The following is a 13,569-nucleotide window of genomic DNA, read 5'->3' as shown; positions in this document are numbered from 1 at the left end:
TCTGACCTACATGGCCTCTAGCGTTCTCCTCATGAACATTCGCCCGTTTCGCATCGACATCTCCGACGCCGCCCTAGCCGACCTGCGCGCCCGGCTCACGCAGACCCGCTGGCCGGCGCCGCTGCCCGGCGAAGGCTGGGACCGCGGGGTGCCGGTCGACTGGCTGCGCGAGGTCGCGTCGTACTGGACGACCGGCTACGACTGGCGCGCCCACGAGGCCCGGTTGAACGAATTCCCGCAGTTCCAGACCGAAATCGACGGCGTCGACCTGCACTTCCTGCACGTCCCGTCCGCCTCGCCGGACGCCACGCCGGTGTTGCTGACGCACGGCTGGCCGAACTCCTTCGTCGAGTTCGCGGACCTGATCGAGCACCTCTCGGACTTCCACGTCGTCGTGCCTTCATTGCCCGGCTTCGGCTTCTCCTCCGCGCCCGGCGCAGGCTGGGACGCCGCCCGCGTAGCCCGCGCATGGGCCGAACTGATGCGTCGCCTGGGCTACCGCGACTACGTCGTCCAAGGCGGCGACCTCGGTGCCTACGTGGCCCCAGAAGTCGCGCGGGTCGCTCCGGTGCTGGGCGTCTACATCACCGCTGGCCTGGGGATTCCCACGGAAGCCGACTTGCCTGATCTGGACTCTGCGGAGCGCTTGGCGTTCACCGAGATGATGTCCCAGGACTGGATGAACGGCGTCGACCACCACGCCCTGCTGCGCACCGCGCCGCAGACGTTCGCTTATGGCTGGAACGACTCCCCCGTGGCCGCGCTGGCGTGGATGGCGCAGAAGTTCCACGAGTTCAACGCCGGCGGTCGGCCGCTGGACGAGATGCTGGACGCGTTCCTGACGAACCTGAGCGTGTACTGGTTCACCGGGACCTTCGGGACGTCGTCGTGGTCGTTCTACTCAAGCACCGGTTTCGCCTGGCCGCGGGGCCAAAAGGAGGCGCCGACCGGGGTGTACAGCGGGGTACCGGGGATCCGGCGGCTGGCCGCACGAGAGTCGGAGATCGTGCACTGGCCGGTCGACAATCCGGCTGGGCACCACTTCATCGCGATGGACCAGCCGGAGGCTTACGCAGCGGATCTCGCTCGCTTCGTGACGCAGGTCCGGTCTATGCGGTGAAGCCGGGCTGCCGGGGTGGACACCCACCCCGGCGAGCGGCCGGGCCGCGCCCGCTAGACTGAGCGCGCGGGCCGTTAGCTCAATTGGTAGAGCTGCGGACTTTTAATCCGTAGGTTCTGGGTTCGAGCCCCAGGCGGCCCACTCAAACTTCCAGGTCAGCGGCTTGTCTCGGACCTGCGGTCAAGATCAGTTCCCCGGTTTATCCCCGGTTTTGGGGCGGACGGATTATCCAGCAGCCCTTCCAGGGCCATCGCCGTGACCGGGTCCACCGCCTTCCGCTCCAGGTAGCTGTCCTGCGTCATCGACACCCGCGAGTGGCCGAGATGGTCCGCGATCAGCCGGGTCGGGATGCCCGCGTCGTCCATCGCGGTCCGCCGGGGACCTCTTCGAGACCTACTCGGAGAGCTTCGAGACCGTCTGGAACCTCGCCAAACCCGCCACCATCTAGGAGGCACCACATGGCCCGCGTCGACTACTACAACGACCCCAACGCGCCCAAGGCCAACAGCATCGCCGTCGCGGTGTCCGCTTTCATCCAGGACGATGAAGAGCGGATTCTGATGATCCGCCGGACCGACAACGATCTGTATGCCATTCCCGGCGGCCAGCTGGAGTTGGGTGAAACGCTTGCCCAGGCAGTCGTACGTGAGGTTCGGGAGGAGACCGGCATCGAGTGCGAGGTCACAGGGGTGGTTGGCCTGTACTCCAATCCACACCATGTCATCGCATACGACGACGGAGAGGTCCGTCGAGAGTTCTCGATATGCTTTCGGGCGAGCCCAGTCGGCGGCAGTCCTAGGACAAGCAACGAAAGCAAGGAAGTTTTTTGGCTTGCCCCCGAAACTCTTCCAAATTTAGAAATACACCCGTCAATTGATCTGCGCATCCAGCATGCTCTTTATTCGCAAGATCTACCGTTTTATAGCTAACTACTCGACCAGCTCATCCTGTATATCCGTGAGCGAGCGTGGACGATGACGGGGATCGTGAGACCTTCTTGTATCGAGGCGATCTCTGACCATTCTCTGTATGCGACGTTCTGACATATTAGAGTTTTGAGCACGTGCCTCGTCTGCAACTTTGATTAAGTCCGGAGAAATACTGGCATGCTTGGCCATTTCCGTCAGAACAGGAATGCTTACCCTTTGATCCTGAGATAGAGCCGACCGAGTAGGACCGATACGCAAGTACTCTGTGAGGAAGTCTGGATTCATAACCGGCGACTTTTCCCGCCAGTCCAGCAACGACTCGCGAATCTTAGGGCCAATGCTTACTGCAGCCCTATCCAAACAAAGCCACCATTGCCTGTAACCGCGAGAGTTGCTTCGATCCTCTTCTCTTACCTTTAATATACCAACAAAGCATTCCGTATCATGCTCGGCCAACTTCAATATCTTGATAGGATCGACAGCCGATTCCAATTGACCCTGATTGCGACGTTGATTGTGCACGTTAATCCAGTACTCTTTGACCGCCGCTCTTACTTCAGGGTCCGCTCGATCCATCTCATCACGCAGATTTCTCCGCCCTATCTGGAACTCTTCGAGGAGGTAGTCGGCGACATCATCCGCAGGACGTGAATTACCGCGGAACTCGTCTATCCAGTCCGTAAAGCTACTCGCCGATCGACCTGAGTTTATATATTCAGAATAGAGAAATGGGACATTAGATCGCCATGCGGCAGTGCTCCTATTGCATAGTATGGCCCGATTGATATGCGACAACACTTCTTCAATCACGCCATCTGTTACATAAAATTTGAGACCTGCAGTAAAAGCCGCGTGTAAAATGTTGGTATATCTTTTAGGCTCGCCTTCCGCAATTAAGCTTTCTGCTATCAGTGGAAGAACAACAGTGGTGTCGAGCCAGACTTGGCCATCCGCGAACAGATTCACGATTGCCTTTTGCACATCAGCTGTCTGACGAAGGAAAGCAAACAGCGTGTAGGCGTCCCCAAGTCGACGGAGATGCTTGCAGGTCGCCTGGTCGGCATCTGCTATAAATGCACATGCCGCGTCGACTACGCGATCCAAGTCGATACCGCGGAGCTCCTTGGATCTACTTTTTCCCAATATGGTCTTAAATTCCGCCGAGTCCACTGGATGAGGCTCCCCGTTCGCAACCTGAGTCGCAAACCTTTCACCCAAGTGAAGTAGTGATTCTTCTAGCGCTGCCTTTACAGCCTTAGCCGCCAGGGCGGCCCTTTTAGAATCATCCTTCAATTGATCAATATAAATGCCGAGCTTTTCGGAAATTTTTCCCTCTACCTGCGCCTCTTCCAACATAAATTGGCTCAGCTCAGCCTTGATGGCCAGTATCTCATCGTGACTAAGACAGTAGTCGCTTGTTTTAGTCCAATGCTTAACTTTCCCATTCTTCTTGGATAAGCGTGCCAGCGCTCCCGTCACATAAACGCCTACTTGGTGACCAACATCGGCCGGAAGCATTGCCTGCACACGCTTCGTGACCTCCTCGGCGGAAATCCGGTTTCCTGAGTCGGTATCATGAAGCGCGGCCAAAGTTAACGACTCGAAAGAGCTTCTAGTGAGACCTTTATCAGTCGCTTTATCGCTGGCATCGAGAGCCAAGTGAAGTAATCCGATCCGCGCTTCTTGGTCGGTAATCGCATGCGCGACATCAGAAGTTATCTTGTTCATTGCCAGAAGCGGCCCGACAACATGCTCAATAAGCGACTCGCTAGCGCTCTCCCGTTGCGGATTAGTGAACTGCCTATCAACGAACCAAGATAAGTCTCTAACATCCAAGCTTATATTGAAGTCGATGCGCAGAGTTTTCTTCAAATCATCGGCAGATGGGCCAATTTCCCGGTTGGTCAAGTAAACCAATTCATCGATTTCCTTGAAATTTTGCCGAAGCCTAGCGACGGTCTGAGATATCTTAGCCTTCCAGTCCTCTGACGTAGATATCTGATAGAGACTCGTGGATCGTGCGCCTAAACAATAGGCTTCACCGTCTCGTCCCATGTCCCCGTAGGTCGCTGCCATGTTTCTATAGCTCGAAAGCTCCGACGCAATGAACTGAGATGCAAAGGTCTCCAAGCGGCGCCAGTCTGGGTATTTGAGACTGCGGAGAGCAAACTCGAGACTTTCGGCGTTCATCAAATCCACCTGTCCGCTGATCGAGATTGGTGTACGACACAACTCGCGATTCTGCGACGTTTGCAGAATTTGGCTCTATAGGATCAAGGGCGCGCCGCCGGGCGGCGCGCCTGCTGCGGTCCGTAGCCCCTCACCTGGGCGGCCGCCGCGATCCCGACACGGCGGGCTCCCGCTCCGCTCCGCCCACCGGCCGGGCCGCGCGTCCGCCAGCGGTGCCGGACCCCAGCGCCGCCCGACAGCAGCACGCGTGGCCCTCGCGCCAGAACCGGACAACCCACCCATGCGCAAACAGTCGCCGACCATCCTGGACCTGTTACGCACACGCATCGCCTGAGGCCACCCCGAAGCCTGATCGTGACAACGGTCGGTAGCACCGCGTCAAGGCTGGAAAGTTGTGCACCCGACCAACGCGCTGCCACCGGCCGAGTTCGACCTCCGGCTGGTCCGCTACTTCGCGATGGTCGCCGAGCAGCAGCACTTCGGCCGCGCCGCGGCACTGCTGCACGTCACACAGCCGAGCCTGAGCCGCCAGATCCGGACCCTTGAGCAGCGCGTCGGCGCCCGGCTGCTCGATCGCGACCGGCAGGGCACCCGCCTTACCCCCGCCGGAGCCGCGTTCCTTCCCCACGCCAGGCAATTGCTCGCCGTCGCCGCAACGGCCGCGGCGGAGGCCCGTGCGGCCGCGGTGCCCAGCCGGGTCACCGTTGGCCACACGCGCGGGCTGATCATCACGCCGGCAGTGCGGCGACTGCGCCACCACCACCCCGAGGCCGAGGTGCACACCGTGCACTTGGAACTGTCCGAGGTGCGGACGGCCCTGTTCGGTCACCGGGTGGACGCCGTCGTGACGCGACTGCCGTTCGCCGCTGATGGGCTGCGCGTCACCGTCCTGCACGAGGAGCCCCGGGTGCTGCTCGTGGCCGGGGACCACCGGCTGGCCGGCCGGGAATCGGTCACCCTCGACGACATCGCGACCGAGCCCATGCCGAGGCTGCCCGATGCGGAGTGGGACGCGTACTGGCGGCTGGAACCCCGGCCGGACGGCACGCCGGCACCCGACGGCCCGCTGATCGGCCACCTCGAGGACTCGTTCGAACTGATCGCCTCCGGGCAGGTCGTCGCCATCGTGCCCGCCGGGCTGCGTGCCGACAGCACCCGCCCGGACCTGACCTCGATCCCGCTGCACGGCTTCGAGCCCTGCCAGGTGGTGCTCGCCACCCGCGACGGGGAGACCGCGCACTTGGTGGCCGCCTTCCGCGAGGCCGCCCAGGCCGCGCTGAACCGATCCGCGACGGCATCGGACATCGGCCGCACTTCATTACATACGAATGTAATATAACTTGTCCCGACCTGCGAGAAGGTTCGTGTGACCAAAATCCAGGCTATATCACGATAAAACGGACCTGAAGGGCAGTGACAACCCTTGAGTCGCTAGCCAGTTACATAATCTAGTGATATAAATCGGCTATGGGCGAGAGCGAGCGCGACCACGGGCGGGATGACGTCACGGAGGCTTTCGACGAGGTCATCCACCTGATGATCCGGCACCTGAACGACCACGGAAGCCTGACGTTCCCCGCGATCACGTGCCTGGGCAGGCTCTACCGGGACGGCCCGACCCGGCTGACCGCACTGGCTGAGGCGGTAGGTGCCAGCCAGCCCTCGACGAGCCAGTTGGTGCAGCGCCTGGAACGGCAGGGGCTGGTGGCCCGGGTCAGAGATCCCCAGGACGGGAGGGCGTCGCTCATCGCGCTCAGCGACGCCGGTCGCACCCTGGTGGCCGACCGTCTCCGCGAGCGCCATGACCGCCTGACGGAGTTGCTGGCAACGCTCTCCCCCGAGGACGACGCCTCGCTTCGGTTGGCGATGCACGTGATTCGACCGATCGTCCGGCGGTTGAGCGAGACCGCTCGCCAGTCGGAGGCCCAGGCCAGGTCCTGACGACTTGGCCACCCGATCCAGTGCGGAGGTACACCATGACCACACCATCCACCGCTTCCTCGCGATCCCACGCGGCCGGGCGGCCGGCCGACTGCGACGTGGTGATCGCCGGGGCCGGCCCCGCGGGGCTGATGCTGGCCGGCGAGTTGCGGACCGGCGGCGCCTCGGTCATCGTGCTGGAACGGTTGACCGAGGTCGATCCGATCCTCAAGGCAGGAACCCTGAACCGGCCCAATATCGAGGCGTTCTACCGGCGCGGCCTGCTTCCCGCGCTGCGGAAAGCCCAGCAGGAGACGGAGTGGACCGTCTCCTACCTTTCCACCCGGCGTCCGGACGGCACGAGCGCGCTGCCCAGGTTCTCCGGACATTTCGCGGCGATCATGCTCAGCGACGAGATGCTGGACGAGTCCGACCCGGACCTGGCTGGGCTCTGTCCCCCGGACCTGGTCGCCCTGGTCCACCAGAAGCAGGTCGAGGCGATCCTCGCGGACCGCGCCGCCAGGCTCGGCGCGGAAGTTCGCCGCGGGGTGGAAGTGACTGGTTTCGAGCAGGACGACGAAGGAGTGACGGTCGCGACCGATCAGGGGCCGATCCGGTGCGGATGGCTGGTCGGCTGCGACGGCGGCCGCAGTACCGTGCGCAAGCTCGCCAGGTTCGATTTCCCCGGCACCGAACCGGAAATCACCGGCTACCACGGGATCGCCGACATGGTCGGCGTGGAGGACCTTGGCGTCGGCTGGCACGCGACCGACACCGGCGTCTACCTCAACGACCCGCCGCGCGGGCGGATCACCACGGTCGCGTTCGACGGCGCACCGGCCGACCGCGACACCCCAGCGACCGCCGAGGACCTGCAGGCAGCCATTCGCCACGTGACCGGCGCCGACGCCACGGTCACCGGGATCAGGAGCCTGACCCGGTTCACCGACAACACCCGGCAGGCCACGACCTACCGGCAGGGGCGGGTGCTGCTCGCCGGCGACGCGGCCCATGTGCACCCTCCGTTCGGCGGACAGGGGCTCAACCTGAGTGTGGGCGACGCGATGAACCTCGGCTGGAAGCTCGCCGCCACTGTGCGGGGGACGGCGCCGGACGGGCTGCTGGACACCTACACCGCGGAGCGGCATCCCCTCGGCGCCTGGGTGCTGGACTGGACGCGTGCCCAGATCGCGGTGATGCGCCCGGATCCCCATGCCCGTGCGCTGCGCGAGGTGGTGGCCGACTTGGCACGGACCGCGGATGGCGCCACGTACCTCGCGAAGAAGATCTCGGGTGTGTGGCAGCGCTACGACCTTTCCGGTGACCATCCGTTGGTCGGCACCAGCACACCCGACTACGCGCTGGCTGACGGGTCCCGGCTCGCCGACCACATGCACGACGGCAGAGCGCTCCTGCTGGACCCCTCCGGTGCGCTGCACGAACTCGCTGCCCCCTACCGCGACCGCATGCGGACAATCACCGCGGCCCCGCTGACCGACGACGCTCCGGCGGCCCTGTTCGTACGGCCCGACGGTTACGTCGCCTGGGCGGGCGAGCCCGACCCGGGCTCGCTGGACAAGGAACTGCAGACCTGGCTCGGCGTCCCGCTGGCACATCCGAGCCAGACTCCGGAAGCGGTCACCGCCAACCCCTCTCTTGGCCAGAACCCACCCAGTGGCAAAGCAAAGCCTTGAGCAGAGTCTTGCGCGATTCGATCATGGCGAGACCCCGGGACACAGCACGGGTTCGAATGCCGCCGCTCCACCAGCTCGGTGATCCGCTGAGGACAGCTTCCGCACAAGAACGCTCGTTTCCGAACGCCTAATCCCGGCTGCCGTACAAACGAGTCGATTGGTCGTCGAGGTGCCCGTCGAGGCGTTTGCGCAGCAGTGTCGTCCAGGAAGCGGGCAGCACCTCGGGATGATTGAGGAGATGTTCGGCGGCGGCCCGGTCGGTGCGGTCGATGTTGAGCACGCGGTGCACTTCGGCGACGGTGATTCCGTGCGCCGGGCGAAGAACCAGGTCGAGCCGGTCGCCCGCGGTCAGGCGGCCCGGTCTCGCGACCCGGCAGTAGATGCCGGTCCGGCCGGTGCGCTGGATTTGGACGGCGAGGTCCGGAAGGCCGTGGTGGGCGGCGAGCCGGTAGCAGGGCCGGCGCGGCTGGGTCACCTGTAGCGCAACGGAGCCGACGAGGTAGATCGAGCCCACCACGACGTTGTCTTCCAGTATCTCCGCGGTGGTGAGGTTTTCGCCGAACGCTGGCGGAGCGACAGTGCCCAGAACTCCGTCCCAGGCCTGGTAATGCTCGTCCGGATAAAGGAGAACTGCCTTGTCGGGACCGCCGTGGTGTTTCCGGTCGCCTTGTTCGTCGTGCGCCAGGCCGAGCGGTCCGACGTCGACCGGACCGCGCACCGGGGTTTTCTGGATGCCGGACAGCACTGTGCGGCCGCGCCAGGACATCGGTCGCACGACACCGGCGGAGACGACTGCGACGTGTCCGCCGTTCATCGCTTTCCCTTGGGCAGCAGGTGAAAAAGCACGGGAAGCTCCTCTCGAGTGTACGCCGAATGCGGGCGGCAGGCCGTCGACCTGCCGCCCGCTCCAGGTCAGCTGGCCTTGCGCAGCGCGACCTTCGGGAAGTCGACGGGAACCGACAGCGCGACGTTGAGGTAGTTGGTGAAGAGGTTGAGCGCGACGTGCGCTACCAGCTCCACGATCTCTTCGTCGTCGAAGCCCGCCTTGCGCAGGGTTTCCACATCGGAATCGGTTACGTGGGCGCGGTTTTCCACCAGCTTGGCCGCGAAACCGAGCGCGGCGTCGGTGCGCGGATCGGCGGAGTGGCCGGCCTGGGCGTGACTCATGTGCTCGGCGGAGACCCCGGCTTTCCGGCCGAGTGCGGTGTGGGCCGCCAGGCAGTACTCGCAGCCGTTGCGGTCGGCGACCAGCACAGCGATCTGCTCCCCGAGCTTGGCGCCCAGCCGTCCGCCGCCGAGCGCGCCGAAGCCGCCCCACATCATCTTGAGCGCGGCGGAGGAATTGGCGACGGCCTTGAACATGGCCGGGGTGGTGCCGAATGCCGCGGTGATTTCGGACAAGAGGGACTTCGCTTCGCCGGTGGCGTCCTGGGGGTCGATCAAGGTCACTCGGGACATCGGGGTTGGTGCTCCTGTCAGAGGTAGTTGTTTCGTGAGCGCACTGAGGAGTGCGAACGTCAGGTGCAGGTCCCGTCGGCCGTGCAGACGGCGTCCGGTGCTGCCGTGTCAACGGGCGTTTCGTCGATCAGCCGGGTTACCGCGGTCGCGAGTTCCAGGTCTTCGACCGCGCCGAAATAGTGGCCTCGGAGTGTGCCGTCGCGGTCGATGAGCACCAGGGACGGCGTGCCCCGCATTCCGTACCGGCCGAAGGTGATCGGTGTCGGATCACCGCCGCGGTGCGCGTCGACGCCGACCGGGAATCTGATCTTGTACTCGGACAGGAACGCTTCCAGGCTGATCGGCGTCATCGCCTCGTGGTGCTCGAAGACGCTGTGCAAACCGACCACGACGAGGTCATCGCCGAAGGACCGGGCCAGCCTGCCCGCTTGCGGAAGACCGTGGCTCACGCAACCGGGGCACAGCATCTGGAACGCCTCCAACGCGACCACCCGGCCGCGCAGACCGGCGAGCGTCAGCGGATCGCTGTTGAACCACCGGGTCGTCGTCCATTCCGGAGCCGCCGCTTTCCCGAGGACAGCGGCGGTCACCACGCGGACTCGGCATAGGGCCGCGACCACAGCGTGACCTGCAGCGTGACGGATTTGAACCAGGCCTGGAACATCGCCTCGACCTGCTCGTCGCTGTGCCCGCCCGCGGCGAGGAACGGGCGGATCGTCGCGCTGATCGGGTAGATGAACGCGACCAGGTAGCGCAACGGGATGTGCGGCACCGAGTCGGCCCGGTCGGTCTGGTTCTTCTTTTCCGCGGTGTGCCGCAGGGCGATTTCCTGCTGATACGCCAGCCATCGCTCGTCGTAGGGACGGGTGCAGGTGTCGACGATCCACTGTCCGAACCGCGACCGCACCCGGTCGAGATAGTCGGCGATCGGCTCGCCGGACGGCGTGGAGAAGTACGCGAGCAGATGCGGATGCGAGCCCACGAAGCCGTACCAGACGTCGAGGACCTGCTCGATCTGTCCATTGAGGACTTCGCCGGCCGTGCGCAACGCGGCCTCGTCGTCCGGTCCGAAAAGGACGGTCGCCTTCAGTTTTTCGAGGTCTTCCGCGGTGACCTGGGACGCCGGGAGCGCGGGATCGTCATGGGTGTAGCCGGGTATGGCGGGAGCGTTCATCTCATGCGCTGCCTTCCTTGGGGCCAAGGCCTTCCTTGTGCCTGCATCGACAGCATGCCACAATATCGCTAGGAGTCCTACCTATCCGTTCTCGAGAGCAAGAGAGAAGCAATGACCTCCGCCGACAACACCGATCCGTTGACCACCGCGGCCGGCGCACCAGTCGCCGACAACCAGAACAGCCTCACCGCGGGTCCGCGCGGTCCTGTGCTGCTCCAAGACCTCTGGCTGCTCGAGAAGCTCGCCCACTTCGACCGCGAGGTGATCCCGGAACGGCGGATGCACGCCAAGGGGTCCGGCGCCTTCGGGAAGTTCACCGTCACGCACGACATCAGCCGGTACACGAAAGCCGCGCTCTTCGGCCAGGTCGGCAACGAGTGCGAGACGTTCGTGCGCTTCTCCACGGTCGCCGGGGAACGCGGTGCCGCCGACGCCGAACGCGACATTCGCGGATTCGCCGCACGCTTCTACACCACGCAAGGAAACTGGGACCTGGTCGGCAATAACACCCCGGTCTTCTTCCACCGCGACCCGCTGAAATTCCCCGACCTGAACCGCGCGGTCAAGCGGGACCCGCGGACGAACCTGCGGGATCCCGAGAACAACTGGGGTTTCTGGACGAACCTGCCGGAGTCGCTGCACCAGGTCACCATCGTGATGAGCGACCGCGGCATCCCGAAGACCTACCGGCACATGCACGGCTTCGGTTCGCACACCTTCAGCCTCATCAACGCCGCAAGCGAACGCCACTGGGTGAAATTCCATTTCCGTACCCAGCAAGGGATCGAGAACCTCAGCGACGAGCAGGCCACCGAACTCATCGGCCGGGACCGCGAATCGCACCACCGCGACCTCTACGACGCCGTCGAGCGCGGCGACTATCCTAAGTGGACGCTGTATGTGCAGCTCATGCCGGAGGCGGACGCGGCGACCTACCGGTTCCACCCGTTCGACCTGACGAAGGTGTGGAGCAAGAAGGACTACCCGCTCGTCGAGGTCGGCGAACTCGAACTGAACCGCAACCCGGAGAACTACTTCGCCGACGTCGAGCAGGCCGCGTTCACCCCGGCCAACCTGGTGCCGGGCATCTCGGTCAGCCCGGACAAAATGCTGCAGGGTCGGCTGTTCTCCTACGGCGACGCGGCCCGCTACCGGGTCGGCGTGAACCACCACCAGATCCCGGTCAACTATCCGCGCGCGGCCACGCTCGTGAACACCTACCACCGCGACGGAGCCATGCGCGTCGACGGCAACCAGGGCGGCGTCCCGGGCGTCGAGCCGAACAACTTCGGCCGCTGGACGGAACAGCCACAGCACGCCGAGCCCGCGTCCGCCGTCGGAGCGGTTGCCGACAGGTTCGACTACCGCGAGGACGACGACAACTACTTCGAGCAGCCAGGCGACCTGTTCCGGCGCATGACCGAGACGCAACAGCAGGCCCTCTTCGACAACACCGCGCGCGCGATCAAAGGCGCGCGAACGGAAACCGTCGAGAAACACATCGCGAACTGCAGCCGGGCGGACCCCGCCTACGGCACCGGAGTCCGCAAGGCTTGCGAGGCGATCGGCACGCTCTGAGCACTACGCCGCCGGCTGATGCTCCGGGCAGTCGGTGCGCAAATCGGTCAGCGGCAACGGTGTCCGCAGCAGCTCGCAATGATGCGGCGCCGACGGGTCAGCGTGCTTGTCGGGACTGAAGAAGCGACAGGTGGTGCACGTACGCGCGACACTCACCACCCCCTGGCGTTGCAGGTCCGCGATGACCTGAAGGAGGGTGTGCAGGGTCGTCGCCCGGTCGCTAGTGGGCAGCTTTCCCAGCGAGGTCACCACCTGCTCGTCCCACGCCGCCAGTTCACGGGCGACCGCCTCGCCTCGTTCGGTCAAGACGAGCCGCCGACGGCGGCCGTCCGGGATCGGGGACCGCGTGAGCAGTTCCTTGCGCTCCAGCGCGCCGACCGCGTCGGACATCGTCGGCGTGGTGACGTCGAACTCCGCGGCGAGCGCGTTCACCTCGCACCGGGCCTCGGGCTGCCGGGACAACGCCAGCACAGCCTGCTGCTGCAACGGCGACAAGCCGTGGCCGCGGGCGCTGCGCTGCGAGAGCGACCGCAGACCGTTTCCGAGCCGTTCGATGGCGTCGGCCAGCCTCCGATCCAGGTCGGCCTCGCCGTGCGATCCGGTCATGCGCTCCGCCTTGAAGTTAGGACTCCTTACCGTTTCCATGGTAGACCACGGACGCGGCAGACCTCGGCTGATGACGGAACCGGCACGCTCGGTTCGAGGAGAAGCCGTACGGGGTCGCCCGGCATCCAGCGGCTGCAGGTCAGACCGCGGGCCCGGCAGTTCCGTACGCGGCCATGAACATGTCCAGCAGCTGGTCGACGGTGTCTTCGTCGACCACGCGGGTCGACAGCAGATGGCGGTAGTACAACGTGCCGCACAGCACCTCGGCCGCGAATTCCAGGTTCGCGTTTTCCACCAGTTCTCCGGTGTGCTGCGCACGGGTGATCCGTTCGAGCGTGCGCCTCTCCACGGTGAGCAGGAATCGTTCGTGCAGGGTCGCTCGCAGGGCGGGATCGGATTGCGCCTCGGCGATCAGCCCCCGGTAGACGGGGCCGACCGGTGGGCCGGAGAGCGCGGGGCCCGAGCGCAGGAACTGTTCGCGCAGGTCTGCTCGGACGTCGCCGGTGTCGCGGTAGTCCAGGTCCGTGGTCCATACGCGGCTCAGCGCGTCCAGCAGGAGTGCCGCCATGGACGGCCAGCGGCGGTAGATCGTGTGTTTGCCGACTCCGGCCCGGCGGGCGACCGCTTCGATGTTCAGGCCCGCGTAGCCGACCTCCGCGGCCAGGTCGAGGGTCGCTTGAAGCAGTTCGTCGGTGCGGGCGGCGCCTCTGCGTCGCGGTGCGGCGGGCTGGTCGGCCATGTCGTCATCTTATCGGCACGTTGCGTGCCGTTGACAACCAGTGGAGGTCGCGTACATCATCATTTCTCGATCGGCACGGTGCGTGCCGATGCTGAAAATTCTCGAAAGGACTTCCCAATGGGGTTTGTCAAGTCATGCTGCCGCCGGGATCGGGGGTGAAG

14 protein-coding genes and 1 tRNA gene are annotated in these 13,569 nt (G+C 64.6%); 7 read left to right on the top strand and 8 right to left on the bottom strand.

What is annotated here, in order from left to right:
- Positions 1-31: 31 nt before the first annotated feature.
- Both ACFORO_RS34665 and ACFORO_RS34660 read left to right on the top strand, forming a co-directional pair.
- Positions 32-1,120 carry an epoxide hydrolase family protein gene (locus ACFORO_RS34665; RefSeq protein ID WP_377874298.1) on the top strand — a complete coding sequence of 363 codons (1,089 nt, stop codon included), beginning with the start codon at positions 32-34 and terminating at the stop codon, positions 1,118-1,120.
- 68 nt (positions 1,121-1,188) lie between these two features.
- A tRNA-Lys gene (locus ACFORO_RS34660) sits at positions 1,189-1,261 on the top strand.
- A 14-nt stretch (positions 1,262-1,275) separates the two neighbouring features.
- On the opposite strand, the gene ACFORO_RS34655 is transcribed toward ACFORO_RS34660, so the two are convergent.
- Positions 1,276-1,485, bottom strand: a complete 210-nt coding sequence (locus ACFORO_RS34655) for a hypothetical protein (protein WP_377874300.1) — start codon at positions 1,483-1,485, stop codon at positions 1,276-1,278.
- Positions 1,486-1,578: 93 nt separating this feature from the next.
- On the opposite strand from ACFORO_RS34655, the gene ACFORO_RS34645 reads away from it, so the two are divergent.
- Complete coding sequence (locus ACFORO_RS34645; RefSeq protein WP_377874302.1) at positions 1,579-2,049, top strand: NUDIX hydrolase; 471 nt, start codon at positions 1,579-1,581, stop codon at positions 2,047-2,049.
- Here the strand turns inward: ACFORO_RS34645 and ACFORO_RS34640 are convergent, their stop codons facing one another.
- Complete coding sequence (locus tag ACFORO_RS34640; RefSeq protein ID WP_377874304.1) at positions 2,050-4,239, bottom strand: hypothetical protein; 2,190 nt, start codon at positions 4,237-4,239, stop codon at positions 2,050-2,052.
- Between the two features lie 394 nt (positions 4,240-4,633).
- Between ACFORO_RS34640 and ACFORO_RS34635 the strand changes: the two genes are divergently transcribed.
- From ACFORO_RS34635 to ACFORO_RS34625, 3 genes are all read left to right on the top strand, one after another.
- Positions 4,634-5,578 carry a LysR family transcriptional regulator gene (locus tag ACFORO_RS34635; protein ID WP_377874306.1) on the top strand — a complete coding sequence of 315 codons (945 nt, stop codon included), beginning with the start codon at positions 4,634-4,636 and terminating at the stop codon, positions 5,576-5,578.
- A 128-nt stretch (positions 5,579-5,706) separates the two neighbouring features.
- Positions 5,707-6,180: a MarR family winged helix-turn-helix transcriptional regulator gene (locus tag ACFORO_RS34630; protein ID WP_377874308.1), complete on the top strand. Its 474-nt coding sequence runs from the start codon at positions 5,707-5,709 to the stop codon at positions 6,178-6,180.
- 35 nt (positions 6,181-6,215) lie between these two features.
- Positions 6,216-7,853 (top strand): FAD-dependent oxidoreductase, encoded by a 1,638-nt coding sequence (locus ACFORO_RS34625; protein ID WP_377874310.1) that lies wholly within the window; start codon positions 6,216-6,218, stop codon positions 7,851-7,853.
- Between the two features lie 127 nt (positions 7,854-7,980).
- On the opposite strand, the gene ACFORO_RS34620 is transcribed toward ACFORO_RS34625, so the two are convergent.
- The 4 genes from ACFORO_RS34620 to ACFORO_RS34605 all read right to left on the bottom strand — a co-directional run bounded on the left by ACFORO_RS34620 (position 7,981) and on the right by ACFORO_RS34605 (position 10,485).
- Positions 7,981-8,667: an MOSC domain-containing protein gene (locus ACFORO_RS34620; protein ID WP_377874312.1), complete on the bottom strand. Its 687-nt coding sequence runs from the start codon at positions 8,665-8,667 to the stop codon at positions 7,981-7,983.
- A 98-nt stretch (positions 8,668-8,765) separates the two neighbouring features.
- Positions 8,766-9,311 carry a carboxymuconolactone decarboxylase family protein gene (locus ACFORO_RS34615; protein WP_377874314.1) on the bottom strand — a complete coding sequence of 182 codons (546 nt, stop codon included), beginning with the start codon at positions 9,309-9,311 and terminating at the stop codon, positions 8,766-8,768.
- 59 nt (positions 9,312-9,370) lie between these two features.
- On the bottom strand, positions 9,371-9,901 hold the full coding sequence (locus ACFORO_RS34610) for a hypothetical protein (protein ID WP_377874316.1): 531 nt from the start codon (positions 9,899-9,901) through the stop codon (positions 9,371-9,373).
- Positions 9,898-10,485 (bottom strand): protoglobin domain-containing protein, encoded by a 588-nt coding sequence (locus ACFORO_RS34605; RefSeq protein ID WP_377874318.1) that lies wholly within the window; start codon positions 10,483-10,485, stop codon positions 9,898-9,900. Before ACFORO_RS34605 ends, ACFORO_RS34610 begins: the two co-directional genes overlap by 4 nt.
- Before the next feature lie 111 nt (positions 10,486-10,596).
- On the opposite strand from ACFORO_RS34605, the gene ACFORO_RS34600 reads away from it, so the two are divergent.
- A complete protein-coding gene (locus ACFORO_RS34600; RefSeq protein ID WP_377874320.1) occupies positions 10,597-12,063 on the top strand; it encodes a catalase in 1,467 nt (488 codons plus the stop codon).
- A 3-nt stretch (positions 12,064-12,066) separates the two neighbouring features.
- On the opposite strand, the gene ACFORO_RS34595 is transcribed toward ACFORO_RS34600, so the two are convergent.
- Together ACFORO_RS34595 and ACFORO_RS34590 are read right to left on the bottom strand one after the other, a co-directional pair.
- Positions 12,067-12,669: a MarR family winged helix-turn-helix transcriptional regulator gene (locus ACFORO_RS34595; protein ID WP_377874322.1), complete on the bottom strand. Its 603-nt coding sequence runs from the start codon at positions 12,667-12,669 to the stop codon at positions 12,067-12,069.
- A gap of 139 nt (positions 12,670-12,808) precedes the next feature.
- Positions 12,809-13,408: a TetR/AcrR family transcriptional regulator gene (locus tag ACFORO_RS34590; protein ID WP_377874324.1), complete on the bottom strand. Its 600-nt coding sequence runs from the start codon at positions 13,406-13,408 to the stop codon at positions 12,809-12,811.
- Positions 13,409-13,569: the final 161 nt, after the last annotated feature.

The sequence above is a fragment of the Amycolatopsis halotolerans genome (assembly GCF_042647905.1).
GTDB lineage: Bacteria > Actinomycetota > Actinomycetes > Mycobacteriales > Pseudonocardiaceae > Amycolatopsis > Amycolatopsis halotolerans.
Note: the sequence above shows the minus strand (reverse complement) of the source record. Positions and strands in the feature narration are given on the sequence as shown.